21 protein-coding genes are annotated in these 18,089 nt (G+C 40.4%); 19 read left to right on the plus strand and 2 right to left on the minus strand.

Going from position 1 to position 18,089, the window contains the following annotated elements; translation table 11 throughout:
• Positions 1 to 2 precede the first annotated feature (2 nt).
• The 4 genes from F3G98_RS04435 to F3G98_RS04450 are packed head-to-tail and all read left to right on the plus strand — an operon-like array spanning position 3 to position 2,166.
• Positions 3 to 482 (plus strand): DUF4149 domain-containing protein, encoded by a 480-nt coding sequence (locus tag F3G98_RS04435; protein ID WP_103608829.1) that lies wholly within the window; start codon positions 3 to 5, stop codon positions 480 to 482.
• Positions 466 to 1,248: a threonine/serine exporter family protein gene (locus tag F3G98_RS04440; RefSeq protein WP_103608830.1), complete on the plus strand. Its 783-nt coding sequence runs from the start codon at positions 466 to 468 to the stop codon at positions 1,246 to 1,248. The genes F3G98_RS04435 and F3G98_RS04440 overlap by 17 nt, the downstream gene beginning before the upstream one ends.
• Positions 1,241 to 1,756, plus strand: a complete 516-nt coding sequence (locus F3G98_RS04445; RefSeq protein WP_149725797.1) for a threonine/serine exporter family protein — start codon at positions 1,241 to 1,243, stop codon at positions 1,754 to 1,756. The genes F3G98_RS04440 and F3G98_RS04445 overlap by 8 nt, the downstream gene beginning before the upstream one ends.
• A gap of 20 nt (positions 1,757 to 1,776) precedes the next feature.
• Positions 1,777 to 2,166: a YbgC/FadM family acyl-CoA thioesterase gene (locus F3G98_RS04450; RefSeq protein WP_103608832.1), complete on the plus strand. Its 390-nt coding sequence runs from the start codon at positions 1,777 to 1,779 to the stop codon at positions 2,164 to 2,166.
• A gap of 12 nt (positions 2,167 to 2,178) precedes the next feature.
• Here the strand turns inward: F3G98_RS04450 and F3G98_RS04455 are convergent, their stop codons facing one another.
• Both F3G98_RS04455 and F3G98_RS04460 read right to left on the minus strand, forming a co-directional pair.
• Positions 2,179 to 3,459, minus strand: coding sequence for a hypothetical protein (locus F3G98_RS04455; RefSeq protein WP_103608833.1), 1,281 nt, complete (start codon positions 3,457 to 3,459; stop codon positions 2,179 to 2,181).
• Entirely contained in the window at positions 3,456 to 3,947 is a 492-nt protein-coding gene (locus F3G98_RS04460; protein WP_223231305.1) for a uracil-DNA glycosylase family protein, read from the minus strand. Before F3G98_RS04460 ends, F3G98_RS04455 begins: the two co-directional genes overlap by 4 nt.
• A 285-nt stretch (positions 3,948 to 4,232) precedes the next feature.
• Here F3G98_RS04460 and rpmH point away from each other — a divergent pair, with 285 nt between their 5' ends.
• From rpmH to F3G98_RS04535, 15 genes are all read left to right on the plus strand, one after another.
• Positions 4,233 to 4,367, plus strand: coding sequence for a 50S ribosomal protein L34 (gene rpmH / locus F3G98_RS04465; RefSeq protein WP_002940373.1), 135 nt, complete (start codon positions 4,233 to 4,235; stop codon positions 4,365 to 4,367).
• Entirely contained in the window at positions 4,355 to 4,690 is a 336-nt protein-coding gene (rnpA, locus tag F3G98_RS04470) for a ribonuclease P protein component (RefSeq protein WP_035142427.1), read from the plus strand. Before rpmH ends, rnpA begins: the two co-directional genes overlap by 13 nt.
• Positions 4,687 to 5,028 carry a membrane protein insertion efficiency factor YidD gene (gene yidD, locus F3G98_RS04475; RefSeq protein WP_002940252.1) on the plus strand — a complete coding sequence of 114 codons (342 nt, stop codon included), beginning with the start codon at positions 4,687 to 4,689 and terminating at the stop codon, positions 5,026 to 5,028. Before rnpA ends, yidD begins: the two co-directional genes overlap by 4 nt.
• On the plus strand, positions 5,029 to 6,582 hold the full coding sequence (yidC, locus tag F3G98_RS04480) for a membrane protein insertase YidC (RefSeq protein WP_103608834.1): 1,554 nt from the start codon (positions 5,029 to 5,031) through the stop codon (positions 6,580 to 6,582).
• The gene (locus F3G98_RS04485; RefSeq protein WP_103608835.1) at positions 6,582 to 7,664 is read left to right on the plus strand and encodes a Jag N-terminal domain-containing protein; all 1,083 of its coding nucleotides are present in this window, start codon (positions 6,582 to 6,584) and stop codon (positions 7,662 to 7,664) included. Before yidC ends, F3G98_RS04485 begins: the two co-directional genes overlap by 1 nt.
• The gene (gene mnmE / locus F3G98_RS04490; RefSeq protein ID WP_103581681.1) at positions 7,661 to 8,986 is read left to right on the plus strand and encodes a tRNA uridine-5-carboxymethylaminomethyl(34) synthesis GTPase MnmE; all 1,326 of its coding nucleotides are present in this window, start codon (positions 7,661 to 7,663) and stop codon (positions 8,984 to 8,986) included. Before F3G98_RS04485 ends, mnmE begins: the two co-directional genes overlap by 4 nt.
• 42 nt (positions 8,987 to 9,028) lie before the next feature.
• Positions 9,029 to 9,610 (plus strand): NAD(P)H-dependent oxidoreductase, encoded by a 582-nt coding sequence (locus tag F3G98_RS04495; protein WP_103608836.1) that lies wholly within the window; start codon positions 9,029 to 9,031, stop codon positions 9,608 to 9,610.
• 74 nt (positions 9,611 to 9,684) lie between these two features.
• Positions 9,685 to 10,404 (plus strand): DUF8095 domain-containing protein, encoded by a 720-nt coding sequence (locus tag F3G98_RS04500; RefSeq protein ID WP_149725798.1) that lies wholly within the window; start codon positions 9,685 to 9,687, stop codon positions 10,402 to 10,404.
• A gap of 56 nt (positions 10,405 to 10,460) precedes the next feature.
• Positions 10,461 to 12,650: a phosphoribosylformylglycinamidine synthase subunit PurL gene (gene purL / locus F3G98_RS04505; protein WP_103635590.1), complete on the plus strand. Its 2,190-nt coding sequence runs from the start codon at positions 10,461 to 10,463 to the stop codon at positions 12,648 to 12,650.
• A gap of 3 nt (positions 12,651 to 12,653) precedes the next feature.
• Complete coding sequence (locus F3G98_RS04510; RefSeq protein WP_002940400.1) at positions 12,654 to 13,703, plus strand: SDH family Clp fold serine proteinase; 1,050 nt, start codon at positions 12,654 to 12,656, stop codon at positions 13,701 to 13,703.
• A gap of 1 nt (position 13,704) precedes the next feature.
• On the plus strand, positions 13,705 to 14,430 hold the full coding sequence (locus F3G98_RS04515; RefSeq protein ID WP_103635589.1) for a TerB family tellurite resistance protein: 726 nt from the start codon (positions 13,705 to 13,707) through the stop codon (positions 14,428 to 14,430).
• The gene (locus tag F3G98_RS04520) at positions 14,431 to 15,003 is read left to right on the plus strand and encodes a hypothetical protein (RefSeq protein WP_149725799.1); all 573 of its coding nucleotides are present in this window, start codon (positions 14,431 to 14,433) and stop codon (positions 15,001 to 15,003) included.
• Positions 15,004 to 15,024: 21 nt separating this feature from the next.
• Positions 15,025 to 16,557: a bifunctional phosphoribosylaminoimidazolecarboxamide formyltransferase/IMP cyclohydrolase gene (purH, locus tag F3G98_RS04525; RefSeq protein WP_149725800.1), complete on the plus strand. Its 1,533-nt coding sequence runs from the start codon at positions 15,025 to 15,027 to the stop codon at positions 16,555 to 16,557.
• 77 nt (positions 16,558 to 16,634) lie between these two features.
• Entirely contained in the window at positions 16,635 to 17,675 is a 1,041-nt protein-coding gene (msrB, locus tag F3G98_RS04530) for a peptide-methionine (R)-S-oxide reductase MsrB (RefSeq protein WP_149725801.1), read from the plus strand.
• A gap of 74 nt (positions 17,676 to 17,749) precedes the next feature.
• Positions 17,750 to 18,088 (plus strand): hypothetical protein, encoded by a 339-nt coding sequence (locus F3G98_RS04535; RefSeq protein WP_103650196.1) that lies wholly within the window; start codon positions 17,750 to 17,752, stop codon positions 18,086 to 18,088.
• The last annotated feature ends 1 nt before the right edge of the window (position 18,089 follow it).

Here is an 18,089-nt window from a genome sequence, read left to right on the forward strand (position 1 = left end):
GATTGAGAAGTATCTATTTTTTACTATTAGCAGCGGTGATAGGCACTGAGCTAACGCTTGGAATTTTGGTCGCACCAGTCATATTTTTCCCGCAAAGCATCATAGGCGAGGGGGTGCTGACGCATTTTATGAGCGGACAGATGATGACAAAGATATTTTTAAAATTTAACTACGTTTTGCTATTTGTAAGCGCATTTGTGGCAGTTAGCGAGCTCTTTGATCTAAGAAAAAAGCTTGCATTTTCACTGAAATTTAGCACATTTATGCTCTCGTTTTTAAACTTAGCCCTAGCGCTAAGCTTTGTCTTCATCTTTACGCCTTTTATCGTGCATGCTCAAAGTCTTGGCGCAGAGGCGACGCAGACAGCGGAGTTTGCCAAGATGCATAGCGCTAGCGAATATGTGATGAAAGTGATGCTTGTCTTGCAGCTCATTTTGTTTTTTGTGAAATTTAAGATCAGTCAAAATGAACGCCAAGCCTGATATTCAAATCTTAACGAATTTTTTAGCCGAATATACGACAGCTATGGTGAGTGCTGGCACATATACTGCGCGCGTAGAAAAGTGTGTCGACCGCATAGCTAAGCACTATGGATACGACGTTAGCGTGACCATTTTTGTGAAATATTTTACCATTAGCGTGATGGACTCACAGGATAACTCCTTGCGCCGAACTTATGTGAGAAAGATCCCTCTAGGGCACATTAGTTTTAATAGAATTTCCGAACTATCCTCGCTTAGCTGGCAAATTTTAGATGAGGGTTTGAGCTTAGATGAAGCTAAAGAGAGCTTTGAGGGCGTGATGAGTGTCAGTGCAAATAAATTTGCTAGCTCACTTATCTTGATAAGCCTTGCAAATGCAGCATTTTGCAGACTTTTTGGAGGCGACGCTGGCTCAGTTGTTTGTATATTTTTCGCAACGCTTGTTGGCTACACTCTTAAATTTGCCCTTGCGAAAATGGGCGTAAATTTAAAAATTCAATACGTATTGACCTCATTTGTCGTCTCATTTATCGCCTATCTTGGCGTATCTTACGGGCTTACGCACACAAGCGACGTGGCGATAGGCTCGTCTGTGCTCTTTATGATGCCGGGCGTTTTTCTTATAAATTCAGTCTTTGACATCCTAAATGACAACACTCTTGTTGGCATCAGTAGGGCCATAAGCACGGGCATCCTCATACTTTGCATGGCTGTTGGCGTCTATATCACGCTAACGCTTAGCAGTGCGGAGATATTAAATGTTTGAGCTTTTAAGCGAAACGCTTGTAGATGCTGGCTTTGCCGCGGTGGCTGGACTTGGCTTTGCCTATGCTAGCTCGCCTCCAAAAAGAACTCTTATCTTTTGTGCCTTGCTTGCTGCATTTGCGCATGCTAGCCGTTTTTGGATCATGCAGATGGGATTTTTTAACATCAGCGTCGCAACACTCATCGTCTCTTTTATGAGTGGAATTTTAGGTATGCTCTTTGCCAAACGGCTAAAGGTGCCAGCTGAGATCATTGCATTTCCAGCGCTTTTGCCGATGGTGCCAGGGGTTTATGCGTATAAAGGCATTTTGGCACTGTTTTCATTTTTAAATGAGGCAAGTATCGCTAAGAAAAATGAGTATTTGATCATATTTTTTGATAATGCTATCACGACTACGACGGTCTCGCTAGCCTTAGGTGTGGGCGTTTCGGTGGTGCTTATTTTATTTTATGATCAGTCGCTTACGATAACTAGAGGTGCTAAAGGCAAGCCTAGTAAGAGCAAATGAAAATTTAAAGGAGCTTTGCAGTGAAGATAAGAATTTATTACGAAGATACCGATGCAGGCGGCATTGTCTATCATACAAACTATATTAAATATTGCGAGCGAGCCAGAAGTGAGGCGTTTTTTGAGGCTGGGCTAAATTTCACAAAAGAGGGTGGATACTTTGTCGTTTCAGCTCTTGAGGCTAAATTTCTCGCTTCAGCCGTGCTTGGCGACGAGGTTTTTGTGAGAACAAAGCTCATAGAGCTTAAAAAGGCAAGCCTTGTTTTAGAGCAAGAAATTTATAAATTTGATGAAAAAGATGCCGAAAAAGTGCTCTTTAAAGCGACTATCACGCTAGCTTTTATGAAAGAGGGCAGGCTAGCAAAGATAGATGAGAGCATGAAAGCTTACATAAATGAGGTTAAATTTTAGCAAGCAAAACTGCTAAATCCCGCTTGTGCTGTTTTGCTCCTGCGAATTTACCTCATTAAAGTGATCGCTTTTTGTATCATAAATTTTCACATCATATAAAACTTGCGAGCCCTCAACCCTCTCAGCAAAAATTTTGCTGGCACTTTTGTTTATGAAATTTGTATAGATATACTCCACTCCCAAGGCACTTGAGTAGCCGATCTGTGAGTATCTAAAATCAACTCCAAAAAGATCTCCAAGCCCTAAAAAACTCTCATCAAGTAAATTTAGCGAATTTGCCACAAAGAGGTTTTGCCTATCTCTTTGTGTGATGGCGCTAAAGATATTTGGCAAGAAATTTATCTGCGTGCTTAAAAGCGCGTAAGGCTTTATCTCAAAGCCTCTCATCTGCGTTGCCACAAGAGAAGCTTTAACTATAGGGATGTTTAAAAAGATGCTTGCGTTATCAAATTTAGGCTTTTTGCTTAAAGTATCGTTTAAATTTATATCTTTACCTGTGATCGAGCTCTCGTAGTAGTCGCTACTTTGCATGCGTACATACTCATTTAGCTTTTGTGCTAGCGCGCTACCATCGTCAAAGGCGACTATTTTTTCGTTGGCAAAAGCGAGCAGGGCTGAAATTTGTGCTTTGTAATCAACTCCGCCAAAGATCAAATTTGGCTTTGGAGCTACCACAAAAGAGCTATGAACGCTTGGGATGTAGATGAGTTCGTTTGGCAAGATGAGAGAATTTAACGTGTTTGCGCCATTTTGAGTAAGGGCTGCTATAAAGTAGATAAAACCCTCGTTTCTAGCGTTTTGAAGCGCGTTTTGAAGGCTAGGCAAACTCTCGTCACTGCTATTTATAAATTTCACTTCGACATTTGTATCTTGCTTTAAGATGTAGCTTAAGATCGCGTTTGATACGACATTTGCGTATGATTTTATGACCTTTTGAGGGATGATGACTGCTATCTTGTCGCTTTGTGCAAGCTTTAAAACCATCTCTCCACCAAGCGAAGTGTAAAGGTCCAAAAGTGCCTTATCATCTATCTTTGCTGGCTCAAATCTCGCCATAAAACTAGCTAGCATGTCGCTCTTAATAAGCTCATTTAGGCAAGAGCTATCACAAAATTCTGGCTCTAAATTTATGTAAGTGATCTTTGCTGGCGGTATGCTTGAGAGGCTTTGATTTTTAGTGATGTTGCTTTCAAATTTTGCCTCAGTGATCTCGTCTTGCATCTCGCTGAAGGCTTCATTTTGCGCTGCAAGAAGGCTTATAAATATAACTAAAAAAAGAAAAATTCTTTTCATATCACTCCCTTGATTTTTTTTAAATCATCTATAAAATTTTCTTCAAAACTTGGGTTTTTACTGATCCACTCTGGTGAAAAAGTTGGCATTATAAACCTATCATCATCTTTTAAAATGCTCCCTCTTATGCTTGAAAATCCGCCCTTTGAGAGCAAATTTGGATAAAGATGCATGAAAGCTTCCTCTCCTAAAGTGATGATAATTTTTGGCTTAATAAGTCTTATCTCTTCTAAAAGATATGGCCTACAAAGCTCAAACGAGCTCTTTAACGCTGGATTTTTCGCGTCACTATTTGAAATTTCACAGCGCAAAAGCAAGCTTATATAAACACTATCTTTTTCTAAATTTAAGCCATTGTTTATAGCATTTTCTAAAATTTTGCCACTTGTGCCTTCAAAATAATCATCTTTTTTGCAAAGCGAGACAAACATTATCTTGCTATTTTTATCGCCAAAACCAGTAAAAACACACTTTGAACTGTTTCTCAAAAAGCAAAGAGAGCACTTTTTTATCTCACTATTTAGCTCGTCTATACTGTTATAATCTTGATATTTACTTAAATTAAGAAAATTTTCATCTATAAAATTGTAACCGATCGCTTTTAAAAAAAGTAATTTTTCTAAGAGATCTTTATTTTTATGAAATTTCATTTTTGGATTATAACTTGATTTACTTAAAGTTTAAATTATAGTTTTTTCGGGCTGATTTATTCAAAGGAATTTAAGTATTGCTTTGATAAAATCCCACTTTTTATATTAACTTTAAGGATAGAAATGAAAAGGACTTATCAACCTCATAAAACCCCTAAAAAACGCACTCACGGCTTTCGTTTAAGAATGAAAACTAAAAATGGCCGCAAGGTTATCAACGCTAGACGTGCTAAAGGTAGAAAAAGATTGGCTGCTTAGCTGGTTTTGAGTCACTAAGTGACTCGAGAGAATTTTCTCAGGTTTATAAAGAGGCCAGTAAATGGCACTGCGACGCTTGCGTAGTTTTTTATAAACCTACAATTGAAAAAAAATTAGCAGTTGTTGCTAGCAAAAAAGTGGGAAAAGCAGTAGTTAGAAATAGAGCAAAGAGACTTTTAAGAGCTGCTTTTTTTTCTATTTCTAATGAGCTAAAAGATGGCACTTACATTATGGTCGCAAAAAATGGAATTACAGAAATTTCATTTGACAAAATTTGTAAAAATTTGAGCTGGTCTACAAAAAAAATGGGATGTCTAAAATGAAAAAATTTGCGATTAAATTTATCGCTTTTTATCAAAAATATATTTCCATACTTCTGCCAAAAAGCTGTCGCTACTATCCGACTTGCTCACAATACGCCATTTGGGAATTTCAAACAAATAGCTTTTTCTCTGCTTTTTTTGCAACATTTATGCGAATTTTAAGATGCAATCAACTTTTCAAAGGCGGTATCAACTACCCAATCATCCGCAAAAAATTTAACTCATGTTTTATATTTCAAAAAAGCGATACCAAAAATGTAAATTTCTGGTTTATCCCTTGCCAAAATAGTAAATTTTATGTCGTAAAAGTATTAGATAAATTAAAGGAAAAAAATTAAATGGAACAGATGTCTATGCAAAAAAGACTGCTTCTTGCAGCACTTTTGTCTATCGTATTTTTTATAGTATATGACTTTTTTATGCCAAAAAGAGCTCCACTAGAGCAAAACCAGACAACGATCTCTCAAACAATGGATCAAAGCAAAGCTCCAGCCTCTGCTAACGATACTCCAAAATCAAATGAAAATTTAGCTTCAAACGAGATAATCGCTACCATCAAAGGTCAAAGCTACGAAGCAAAGATAGATAAGCTGGGCAGGATTGCGAAATTTTATCTCACCGAAGATAAGTATAAAACAGAAGATGGCAACAAAATCGAGCTTGTTTCACAAAATCCATTACCGCTTGAGCTTAGATTTAACGATAGTACTTTAAATACTGATGCTTTTAAGGTTGCATATAGCAGTGACACTAGCGAGCTAGATGCTAGCAGCGAGCCTAAAACCATAAAACTCATTCAAAATTTAGATGGCGTTACTGTTACAAAAAATATCAAATTTTATCCAAATGGTCGCTATGAAGTTGAAGTAAATTTAAGTAAAAGTGTTGATTATTTCATCACTCCTGGCTTTAGGCCAAATATCGCGATTGATAGCTACACAGTTCATGGTGTCATGCTTAGAAATACAGACGATAGCCTAAATATCATAGAAGATGGCGATGCAAAAGAGGTTAAAAACTATGCAAACACAACTATAGCAGCTGCATCTGATAGATACTACACAGCGCTATTTTACTCGTTTAATAAGCCATTTGAAGCAGTTGTAGATAAAGATGTAAATAACAATCCTATCGTTTTTGTAAAGGCAAACGATAGTCTAAAACTAGGCGCTTATATCGGGCCAAAAGAGCATAAAATTTTAAGCTCGATGGATGAGAGACTAAACGACGTTATCGAGTATGGTTGGTTTACATTTATAGCAAAGCCGATGTTTGCGTTCTTAAATTTCTTGCATAACTACATTGGCAACTGGGGCTGGGCGATAGTTGTGCTAACGCTTGTTATAAGGATAATTTTATTCCCGCTTACATATAAGGGTATGCTATCGATGAATAAGCTAAAAGAGCTTGCTCCAAAGGTAAAAGAGATCCAAACAAAATATAAAGACGATAAGCAAAAGATGCAAGTCCATATGATGGAGCTATATAAAAAACATGGCGCAAACCCGATGGGCGGCTGCTTGCCGATCTTGCTTCAAATTCCGGTATTTTTTGCGATCTACCGCGTTTTACTAAATGCGATCGAGCTAAAAGGTGCTCCTTGGATACTTTGGATACACGATCTTTCAGTGATGGATCCATACTTTGTGCTGCCTATCTTAATGGGTCTAACGATGTTTTTACAACAAAAACTTACACCAACGACATTTACCGATCCTATGCAAGAAAAGGTTATGAAATTCTTGCCTTTGATCTTCACATTTTTCTTTGTGACATTCCCAGCAGGTCTTACGCTTTACTGGTTTGTAAATAACGTTTGTTCAGTCGTTCAACAAGTCTTTGTAAATAAACTTTTTGAAAAACATAAAAAAGCTGCGGAGGTAAAGGCTTAATGAAAATAGAAGCAAATACTCTCCAAGAGGCATTTCAAAAGGCAGCCGAGCAGCTTAACTGCTCGGTTACTGAGCTTGATATAAAGGTCTTGCAACACCCAAGCGGTGGATTTTTTGGATTTTTTAAAAAGACAGCGATCATTGAGGCAAATTTAGAAAATCAGCCAAAACCACAGCAAAAACCAAAAAATGATAGAAATTTTGCTAAAAAAAGCGATGAAAACGAGCCTGCAAAAGAAGAGAAAAAACAGAGCAAAAAACACGATCATAATGATAAAAAGCGAAATCCTAAAAAGCATAAAGATGAGAAAAATGAGGCTAAGCCTGAGCAAAAAGAGCATAAAAACGAAAAGCAAAATTTAAGCGAGAAAAACTCAGCTCTTGCAAAAGATGCCTTTGCCGAAAAGGGTGAAAAAGAGGCTGAAGAGCCAGGATATGTCATAAAAAGACTTGATGAGCCAAAAGAGCAAAAAGAGACTAAAGGGACAAAAGAGCCACAAGTTAGCAAAAGTGCTCCTAAAAATATCCTAGATACTTCAATCATCGAAAATTTCAACCAAACTGATGAAGAGAGCGCGCCTCAAGCTTTACCAAAAGAGAAAAAAGAGAAAGTTGTAATCGACTTTGATAAAATTTTACCTGAGATAAAAGATGGCATGACGCGTCTTTTTAAAGCAAGCTGCTTTGAGATAGACAAGGTAGAAGTTAGTAAATTTAACGATGAGACCGTGCTTATCGAGCTAGACGGTGCTGACGCGGCGCTACTTATAGGCAAAGAGGGCTATAGATATAAAGCGATCTCTTATATGCTCTATAACTGGCTAAATTCAAAATACAACCTCGCTATCCGCCTTGAGATCGCGCAATTTTTGCAAAATCAAGAAGCGATGATGGATCAATATCTAAATGGTGTGATCGAGCGTGTGCAAAATAGCGGTAGAGCCCAAACTAAGCCACTTGACGGAGTTTTAGTTAAGATCGCGCTTGAGAAGCTTAGAGAGAAATTCCCAGATAAATATGTCGGCATAAAAAGCGGCAATGACGGCAAATTTGTCGTCGTAAATGACTTTTTCAAAAAATGAGTGAAACTATCGCAGCCCTTGCCACAGCGTATGGCATCGGCTCAGTTTCTATCGTAAGGCTTAGCGGCAAGGACGCCCTGGCCACCTCTTTAAAACTACTTAAACTTTCAAATTTAGAGCCAAGATACGCAAAACTAGCCAAAATTTACTCCCTTGATGATGAAATTTTAGACGAGGGTATCGTTATATATTTTAAAGGCCCAGCAAGCTTTACTGGCGAGGATATCGTCGAGTTTCAAACTCATGGTGGCGTTATGGTGAGCGAGAGAATTTTAAATGAGCTAATAAGAGCTGGAGCTAGGCTTGCAATGCCTGGCGAGTTTAGCAAGCGAGCATTTTTAAATGGCAAGATGGATCTAGCCAAGGCCGAGGCGATGCAAGGGCTTATCACTTCAAAAAGTGAGATCGCTGCTAAAATTTTGACCCGCCAGATGCAAGGCGATCTTAGTAAATTTGTAGGCGAGATCAGGGGCGAAGTGGTCAAAACTCTTGCCTTTGTTGAGACGATGATCGACTATGCTGATGATGATCTACCTGCAAATTTGCTAGAGCAGACTAAGCAGATGCTTTTAAAAAATAGCGAGAAGCTAGAGCGCATAGCCACTCTTAGCGAGCAAAGAAGAGGGCTGATCGATGGCTTTAAAATCGCTATCGTTGGCAAGCCAAATGTGGGTAAAAGCTCCATTTTAAATTCATTTTTGGCATACGAAAGAGCGATCGTCAGCGACGAGGCTGGCACAACTAGAGATAGGATAGAAGAAAATTTCAAGATCGGCTCGCATCTAGTTCGCATTATAGACACCGCAGGCATCAGAAAAGATGCTGGAAAGATCGAACAAATCGGCATAAACTACTCGATCTCAGCCATAAACGAGACCGACATCATCCTAGCTGTCTTTGACGGCTCTTGCCCAAGCGACGAGCAAGATAAGGAGATAATTAGGCTCGTTTCTAACTCAAACAAAAAAGCCTTTTTCGTCCTAAATAAAAGCGATCTTGCGTTTAAATTTGACATAGAGTTAGAGGGCGCTATCAAAATTTCAGCAAAAAATGATACAAGCGTAGTTTTAAAAGAGCTTGAGGGCTACCTCAAGACGCAAGACACCGACGAGATCATGCTAAGCTCAAACCGCCAAATTTTAAGCTGCAAAGAGGCGAGCGAGGCTTTAAAAAGAGCATTTTTAAGGCTAAGTGAAGAGGAGTTAGAAATTTTTGCTTATGAGCTAAATAGTGCGATAAAGGCACTCGCAAGTATCACAAAGCCATTTGAGAGAAGTGAAATTTTAGACGAGATGTTTAGTCATTTTTGTTTAGGAAAATGATACTTTTTTTGGTTAAAATTTGCGCTTTTTAAAGGAGAGAATATGAAAATTTTACTTTTAAATGGTGGCAAAAAATTTGGCCATTCAGATGGCAGGCTCAATCAAACACTTCACGATCTTGCGTGCGAAAAATTAGCGAAAATGGGTCACGAGGTAAAACAAACCGTGATAGATCAAGGCTATGACATCGAGGCTGAAGTTGAGAAATTTCTCTGGATGGACGCTGTAGTTTGGCAGATGCCAGCTTGGTGGATGGGCGAGCCTTGGATAGTGAAAAAATATATCGACGAGGTCTTTACGGCAGGTCATGGCAAGCTTTATACGAGTGATGGCAGGCACAGGGTAGATCCTGCGAAAAACTACGGCAAAGGCGGCTTGTTAAATGGTAAGAATTTTATGCTAAGTCTTACTTGGAATGCCCCAGCCGAGGCATTTAGCGATCCAAATGAGTTTTTTGAGGCGCGCGGGGTTGATGGGGTTTATTTTCATTTTAGAAAGGCAAATGAATTTATGGGCTTAAAGTCGCTTCCACACTTTATCTGCTGCGATGTCATCAAAATGCCAGACGTGCCAAGATACCTAAAAGAGTATGAGGCGCATCTTGAAAAAGTTTTCAAAGCGTAAAAACAAATTTCTACCGCTCTCTAGCCATTTACGCTAGGGGGCATTTAAATTTATATCTATCTTGTGTGGGAAAAATGAGGGCAAAATTTCTACTTTTAGCTGCTGTTATCTTTTTTGCTGGGTGTGCTAGCAAGCAAATTCTAAATCCAAGCGATGAGACAAATTTACTCTATCTTGAAAATAACGAAACCTTGCACGAGATGAAATTTTATAAGCTGCAAAACAGCCTAGATGATTTTAATAAATTTGCAAACATTGTTGGCAAGGCTGAGATAAAAGCAGCCAGCACAAATGCAGGATTTAGCACTCTTGGTGATCTCATGCAAGGCAGCGAAGCAGACGTAATGGTGCTTGTTAAAAATTTGGACACAAATCATGAGCTTATCTTGTCAAATACTAGTGACATAGAGGAGCTAGCAAATGCAAAAAATATCAAATTTTATGAAATTTCAAATAAAGCTATCAAAAGCGTAGTTTATAGCACAAATGGCATGCCAGTTTGCGAAGCTTTTGCAGGTGGCAAAGAGGTGATAAAAGTAAAAAGTGTGACAAATCACCCTTTGAAAAATGGCTTTTTTGCAGTGATCTTAAACTCAGATATATCTAATGAACGAGGCTTTTTTCTAAGAGAGACGAAATATTATTTCAACCTTTCAAGCGAAGATGAAGAGAAGATTAAGGCTGAGACGCTAACGCAAAATTTTTATAAAACATTTATCGAAAGTGACCTTGTAAATCAAGGCAAAATTCTCTCAAATGTGCTTTGTTTTAGTAAATTCCAAAAGGCTTTTTAGTAACTTTTTATAAGCAAGGTTGTAAAATAGCTTAAAATTCTTAAAAGGTTACATCAATGGATAAAGCTACCATACAAGCACATAAAATCAGCGACGAAGAGTATGAGGAGATCTTAAAAATTTTAGGCCGTGAGCCAAATTTACTAGAGCTTGGCATATTTTCGGCGATGTGGAGCGAGCACTGCAGCTACAAATCAAGCAAAAAATATCTAAACGGCTTTCCGACAAAGGCACCTTGGGTCATCCAAGGACCTGGTGAAAATGCTGGCGTCATCGACGTTGGCGACGGGGTTGCGGCTGTGTTTAAGATGGAGAGTCACAACCACCCAAGCTTTATCGAGCCGTTTCAGGGCGCTGCAACTGGCGTTGGTGGAATTTTAAGAGATGTCTTTACGATGGGCGCAAGAGTTGTTGCAAACATGAACTCACTTCGTTTTGGCGAGATAAGAGGCGAGAGCGAGCTAGCTAAAAAGCATAGATATCTGCTAAAAGGAAGTGTCGCTGGCATCGGACACTACGGCAACTGCATGGGTATCCCAACGATCGGTGGCGAAACTACCTTCGATCCCAGCTTTAATGGCAATATCCTAATCAACGCCTTCGCGCTTGGCCTTTGCAAAAGTGATGAAATTTTCTACGGCAAGGCTGAAGGTGTGGGCAACCCAGTCATTTACGTGGGCTCAAAGACCGGTAGAGACGGACTTGGCGGCGCTGTGATGGCGAGTGATAGCTTTAACGACGAAAATAAATCACTTCGCCCAACGGTGCAAGTAGGCGACCCATTTGCCGAGAAACTGCTCATGGAGGCATGCTTAGAGCTCTTTAAAAAAGACTACATCATCGGCATCCAAGATATGGGCGCAGCAGGACTTACAAGCTCTAGCTTTGAGATGGCTGGCAGAAGCGGCAGCGGTATGAAGATGTATTTAGAGCGCGTACCGATGCGCGAAGTTGGCATGACGCCTTATGAGCTGATGCTAAGCGAGTCTCAAGAGCGTATGCTAATATGCGCCAAAAAAGGTTACGAGCAAAAGGTACTTGAAATTTTTAGAAAGTGGGACCTTGACGCTGAGATCATCGGTGAGGTCACAAGTAGCGGTGTGATGCAGCTTTACTGGCACAGTGAGCTGGCAGGTGAAATCCCTATCGGCCCACTTAGCGAGGCAGCTCCGGTGCTTGATCGCCCAGTCGCACGTCCAAAATACCTTGACGAGATAGCAAATTTAAAAATTCCAAATAATGTTGATAACAAAAGCGCATTTTTCAAGCTTTTAAAAGAGCCAGAGGTGCTAAATAAAAGCTTTATCTACGATCAATACGATGCAAATATCCAGACAAATACGATAAAACAGCCAGGTTGCTTGGGCGCTGCAAGTATCAGAGTAAAAGGCACTAAAAAGGCCGTCTCTATGGCCGCACAGTGCGATCCTAGGGCAAATTTCGTTGATCCAAAAGTTGGCGCTGCAAGAGCAGTTGCTGCAGCTGGCAGAAAGGTGGCGATGAGCGGCGCTGTGCCACTTGCGATAACTGACTGCCTAAACTACGGCAACCCGCAAAATCCAGAGGTAATGTGGCAGTTTAAAGAGGGATGTGAAGGCATAAAAGAGGCTTGCCGTGAGCTAAATACGCCAGTTGTTAGTGGCAACGTGAGCCTTTATAACGACACTGACGGCGTTAGCGTCTATCCAACGCCAGCCATCGTCACGGTTGGTGTAAATGAAGATGCAAATTTAAACCTAAAAAGCACATTTTTAAGCGAGGGTAGGGCGATTTACTTGCTTGGTGAGACAAGCGGTGAATTTGCAGCTTCTCTTTACGCAAAGGCGCTATTTAACGTGGTTGGCGGAAAGCTAAAAGAGGTTGATTATAAAGCTGAGCGAGCCCTTTGGGACCTAGTGATAGAGGCAAATAAAGAGCAAATTTTAGAGTTTGCAAATAGCGTAGGCGTAGGCGGTCTTGCTATCACGCTGGCAAAAATGGCTAGCATCTCAAACATCGGCGTAAAATGTGAAGTGAAATTTAAAGAGCCAAATTTTATCTTTGATGAGAGCTTTTCAAGAGCGGTTGTGGGCGTGAAAGATGAGGCTAAATTTGAAGCGCTTGCGGCTAAATTTGGTGTGAAATTTGAAAAGATCGGCGTTAGCGGAGGCAAGAGATTTAAGCTAAATGATATCGATGAGAGCGTGGATGAGATAAGAGAAATTTATCTAAATGAGTTTGCGAAAATCGTAAAAAAGGAGGACTAAGAGATGTTTTCTAAAAAGGAAAAAGTAAGCGGAGAAAAGGAAGTAGAGCAAAACGAGAAAAAGGGCGTGGCGAAACCACCAGTGCTCTTTAGCGATACTCAAAATTTGATAAGTACGATCGAAAAAAGGCTAAATGCCCCTTTGATAACCTACTACAACTCAAACGCTGGTAATGTCTGCGGCAACGATGCAAGCGCAATGTATGAAATTTTAAAGGGTAAAAAGATAGATACTGCCTATCTTTTCATAAAAAGTGATGGCGGAAGCGGTATAGCTGCGCTTAGGATCATTAGCACCCTTAGAAACTACTGCAAAAATTTAATAGCACTGATCCCATCAAACTGCGCTTCAGCTGCTACGATGATGGCGCTTGGCGCAAACGAGATCGTGATGGGCCCACTTGCCTATCTAACGCCAGTTGATACCTCTTTAAAACACGAGCTAAGCCCTACAAACAAGGGCAACGAGCTTGTTAGCGTCTCTATGGACGAGCTTAGCCGTGTGGTGAAGCTTTGGAAAGAGCAGGACAAAGATAGACCAAACGACACAAACCCCTACAACTCGCTATATGAGTATATCCATCCGCTAGTTTTTGGTGCGGTTGATCGTGCTAGCTCGCTCTCACTTAAAATTTGCTCTGAACTACTTAGATATCACATAGATGATGATAAAAAGATAGTTGAAATTTCAGAGAGACTAAACGCAGACTACCCAGCACACGAGTATCCGATACTCTTTCGTGAGGCGCAGGAGATCGGTCTGCATGTCAAAAAGATGGACGATGATCTAAACGAGATGCTTCAGGAGCTAACGCTACTTTACTCAGAGATGGGGCAGCGTGCCTTTACCGACTACGATGAGAACAGCTATCACGATAACAACATCGCAAACATTATCGAGACAAACGGCAAGCAAATTTACTATCAGATCGATAAAGACTGGTTTTATCGCCCTGAGGAGCGCCGCTGGAATGTGATGAACGACGAGAGCTCATGGCGCAAAAATGAGCTAGTAAATGGCAAGATAAAAAATACGATCTATCACTTGTGGTAATATGTCTGGAGTTTTGTTTTTACTGATATTAGGCGGTGCGATATTTTTCTTTATGAGCGTGCAAATAGGCAATAACCGCAAGAAACAAGCAAATGTAAATGAGGCTAAATTTCTAGTCTCACTGCTTGCAAAAGTCGCTAAAAGTGACGGTAGAGTTAGCGAGCTAGAGGCTAGACTGATCACTCAAGTGCTTGATGATCTAAGTCAGAAAGTTAGCGGCGTGCGTGAGTATCTAAAAGAGGTCTATAACAGCCAAAAAGAAAATGTAGATAACGCCTATGAAACCGCTAGAAACTACAAGCGCGCATTTAATCTAAACTACGATACCTGCGTGGCTAGGCTCACTTTTTTTCTAAATTTAGCCTATATAGACGGAGAATTTAACAAGAGCGAGCAAGATGTTATAAGAAATATCGCTTATGGATTTGGCATCGACAAAGAGACGCTTGATGAGATAATCTATAAATTTGATAGCTTTTATGGCTCGAGATTTGGGGCAGATCACGATGAGATAAGCCAAGAAAACGATGCATTTGAGGTTTTGGGACTTAGTAAAAATGCAAGCCTTGATGAGATAAAGGCTCGCTACAAAGAGCTTGTGAGACAGTATCACCCTGACATTTTGATGGGCAGAGGTGAGAGCAAAGAGGTGATAGAGCGTTCAACCAAAAAGCTTCAGGAGATAAATGAGGCTTATGGGCGATTAAAAGAGAAATTTGGAGTTTAGATGAAGAAATTTGTGATTTTACTTTTGGCTGTGGCTGGCTTTTGTAATGATTTTAAAGTGGTAAATATAGATGGAAAAGAGATAAAATTTAAGCTTACACAAAGCGAGCTTTATCAAGATCAAAGGTTGGTCATCAGCAACTACGATGTTAAAGATAGCAATGTGAGCATAATATTTGTCGATAAAGATGGCAACAAGAGCGACATTATGTCAGTTCAAGCAAAAAAATTAAATGAAATTAGTGAGTATATCTTTTCGTATGATCGTGGCATAAAGGTGATGAAATTTAGCTCGAAAAAGCCGATATGCGAGGCGCTTGAGAAAGAGGAACCTGTAAATTTAAGCGTATTGGATGCGAGTTATTTTGATGGCAATCAAATTTCAAGCTATGCTTTTAGCGTTGATATTGTTGGTCAAGAGCGTGAAAACTTTGTAGAAAGAAAAGACTATTATATAGATGCTGCTGCAAATGTTATGGTTACGCTAGAAGCCTTATCGATAAAAAATATCGCAAAGGATATAAAAATGGGGCAGCTTCTGCTTGTAAAAGGTATGTGTTTAACAAAAAGATAAAAAATTAATAAAGGAGAAAAAATGAGAGCGTTGCTTAGCGTTAGCGATAAAGAGGGCATTGTAGAGTTTGCAAAGGGGCTAGAAGAGCTTGGCTGGCAGATACTTTCAACTGGTGGCACCTATAAACTTTTAAAGACTGAGGGCGTCAAAGCCACTGAGGTTAGCGAATTTACGGCGTCACCTGAGATGTTTGAGGGCAGGGTAAAGACCCTTCATCCAAAGATCCATGGTGGCATCTTGCACAAACGCGATGACGCTACGCACGTGGCTCAGGCGAAGGAGTATGGTATCGAGGACATCGATCTAGTTTGCGTAAATTTATATCCATTTAAAGAGACTACGATTAGGACTGATGACTTTGCCGAAATCATCGAAAATATCGACATCGGCGGCCCAGCTATGGTCAGAAGTGCTGCTAAAAACTTTAAAGACGTGCTCATAGTCACAAATGTGCTTGACTACGATGAAATTTTAAAGCGCCTAAAAGAAAAAAGCGATGATTACGAGTTTAGAAGATCGCTGATGATAAAGGCCTTCGAGCATACAGCAGCTTATGATAGCATGATCGCAAACTATATGAACGATAGATTTAATGGCGGTTTTGGCGATGCTAGATTTATCGTGGGAAGCAAGGTTTTTGACACTAGATACGGCGAGAACCCACACCAAAAAGGCGCGCTTTATGAGTTTGATTATTTCTTCACAAACAACTTTAGAGCTCTTAAAGGCGAGGCAAGTTTCAATAATATGACCGATATAAATGGCGCGCTAATGCTTGCAACTAGCTTTGATGACGCTCCGGCAGTGGCTATCATCAAGCACGCTAACCCTTGCGGCTTTGCGGTAAAAGATACGCTGCTTGAGAGCTACGTGGCAGCGCTTAAGTGCGATCCGATCTCAGCATACGGCGGCGTGGTGGCGATAAATGGCACGCTTGATGAGGAGCTAGCTAAAAAGATAAATGAAATTTACGTTGAAGTGATCATCGCTGCAAATGTTGATGATGCCGCGCTTAAGGTATTTGAGAGTAAAAAACGCATCAAAATTTTCACTCAGGATAATAAATTTTTAGTCCGTGCAAATGATAAATTTGACTTTAAGCACATCGATGGTGGATTTGTATTTCAAGAAAGAGACTTCGTAAAAGACGAAGAGCTTGAAAATATGAAGCAAATGAGCAAGAAATTTGCAACTGGCAGCGAGCTAAAAGACGCTCAGATCGCGTGGAAAGTGGCTGCGCTAACGAAGAGCAACTGCGTAGTTTATGTAAAAGATGGCGCGATGGTGGCTATTGGCATGGGTATGACTAGCCGTGTGGATGCTGCTCGTGCGGCCGTGGCAAAGGCAAAAGAGCTAAAGATCGATCTAGGTGGCTGCGTGCTTGCAAGCGAGGCCTTCTTTCCGTTTAGAGACAGCATCGACATCGCTAGCAAAGTGGGCGTAAAATGCGTCATCGAGCCAGGCGGTAGCATCAGAGATGATGAGGTGATAGAGGCTGCCGATGAGCACGGCATGTCGCTATATTTCACTGGCGTTAGACACTTCTTACACTAAAATTTAGGGGCGTTTGCCCCTTGCTTCACACTTTATAACTTTAAATTTTATATAATCCTTCAAAAAAAGGAGCTCACATGAAAAAGATATTAAATTTTCTCTTGGTTTTGGTGGTGTTTTTGGGTGTAAATTTGATGGCAAAAGATGAGTTTTTAAAGGAGCAGACGATGGCAGGGCAAAATCTGAAAGAAATTTATTTAGCAGGTGGCTGCTTTTGGGGGATGCAGGGTTATTTTAAAAAGATATTTGGCGTGGTGGATACGAAGGTGGGCTACGCAAATGGCAAGAGCGAGAGCACAAGCTACCGTGAGCTACATGAGAGCGATCACGCCGAGACGCTTTATGTGAAATTTGACGAAAACAGGGTCGCTTTGGCTGAAATTTTGGCTCATTTTTTTAGAGTGATCGACCCGACCTCGCTAAATAAACAGGGCAATGATGTCGGCAGGCAGTATAGAAGTGGGATTTACTATGTTAGCAAGGATGATCTGCCAGTTATTGAGAGTTTTATGAAGATAGAGCAAAAGAAATTTAAAGATAAGATCGTGGTTGAGGTGGCGCCACTTAAGAATTTCGTCATTGCCGAGGAGTATCATCAAGACTATCTTGATAAAAACCCTTTTGGATACTGCCATATAGATCTAAATTTGGCAAATAAGCCGCTTTATGATGAGGCTAAATTTAAGCCGCTTAGCAAAGAGGAGCTAAAGAAAAATTTAAGTAGCGAGCAGTATGCCGTGACGCAGGAGGCGGCGACTGAGAGGCCATTTAGCAGCGAGTATGATAAATTTGACAAAAAGGGCATCTATGTCGATATCACCAGTGGCAAGCCGCTCTTTTCAAGCGCTGATAAATTTGACGCAGGGTGTGGCTGGCCAAGCTTTACAAAGCCTATCACGACAACGGCGCTTGCGTATAGCGAGGACAACTCATTTATGATGAAAAGGGTTGAAGTTAGGTCTCAAAACAGCGATGCGCACCTTGGGCATGTCTTTGACGATGGACCAAGCGATAGGGGCGGACTAAGGTACTGCATAAATGGCGCAAGCCTTAAATTTATACCGCTTGAAGATATGGCTAGGCTTGGATACGAGGAGTTTATCCCCTACGTAAAGTAGCCTTTTGTTGAAGCAAATCAATGGTTTGAAAAGTTTAATCAGAGTATAATTCTCCAAAATTAAAAGGAGAAAAAATGAGTGAATTTTTCAAAAATGCAGAGCAGTTTAGCGTCGATGGTGCGACGGTGCCGTTTTATAAATTTAGTGAAAATGCTGTAAATTTTGTTGGCTTTGACTCACGTCCTTGCGTGCCGCCAGAGCCTATGATAAACGCGCTTTTGGCTATAAAATTTGCTGATAAAAACACAAAGATCGTGATGGTAAATCACAAATTTCCAGCTGGGCTCATCCCAAAGATAGAAAAGAGCTTTGACATTAAGCGCGAGGACCTTGAAGGCGGGGCTGTGAAGATGACTTTTAGCCTAAAAGATGGCGCTAGCATAGAAAACATAGACACTAGCCTTTGCCACTAAG

The organism is Campylobacter concisus, from assembly GCF_902460895.1.
Taxonomy (GTDB): Bacteria; Campylobacterota; Campylobacteria; order Campylobacterales; family Campylobacteraceae; genus Campylobacter_A; species Campylobacter_A concisus_BC.